Raw genomic sequence first — 398 nt, 5'->3', positions numbered from 1 at the left:
GAGCACAGCCGCGCCGCACTGGGACGAACTACCACCCGCCAGTGGCTGCAGTCCAAGCTGGAAGCCCCGGGCACCTTCAACACGCGGACCATTGCGCGCCAGCTGGACGCCCTGCAACGGGGCGAGGGCCCAACCTACTTCGAGATCGTGATGGATATCTTCGCCAGCCACCGGCAGATCACCCTGGTCCCGGCCTGACCCCGTGGCTGTGCGGTACCCGCCTGCCACCGGTGGCGGCAGCCCTGTGCCCCAGCAGTTACCATGGACGGCCCTGTACCCGCTCCGTTGCCGCTGCCCTCCGGCGCGAACGGACGCCCCGGATTCACGAGCCCCATGTCCAAAGAAAAGTCCGCCGAACACACCCCGCTGATGAAGCATCATTAGCGTCTGTTCATTTT

Annotated in this window: 1 protein-coding gene; it reads left to right on the top strand. The window is 65.8% G+C overall.

The annotated features are described in order from the left end of the window. A partial coding sequence (locus tag FJV41_RS56415) for a barstar family protein (protein ID WP_220138069.1) occupies positions 1 to 198 on the top strand: 198 nt, incomplete at its 5' end. Between the last annotated feature and the right edge of the window lie 200 nt (positions 199 to 398).

Source organism: Myxococcus llanfairpwllgwyngyllgogerychwyrndrobwllllantysiliogogogochensis (assembly GCF_006636215.1).
Lineage (GTDB): Bacteria > Myxococcota > Myxococcia > Myxococcales > Myxococcaceae > Myxococcus > Myxococcus llanfairpwllgwyngyllgogerychwyrndrobwllllantysiliogogogochensis.
Note: the sequence above shows the minus strand (reverse complement) of the source record. Positions and strands in the feature narration are given on the sequence as shown.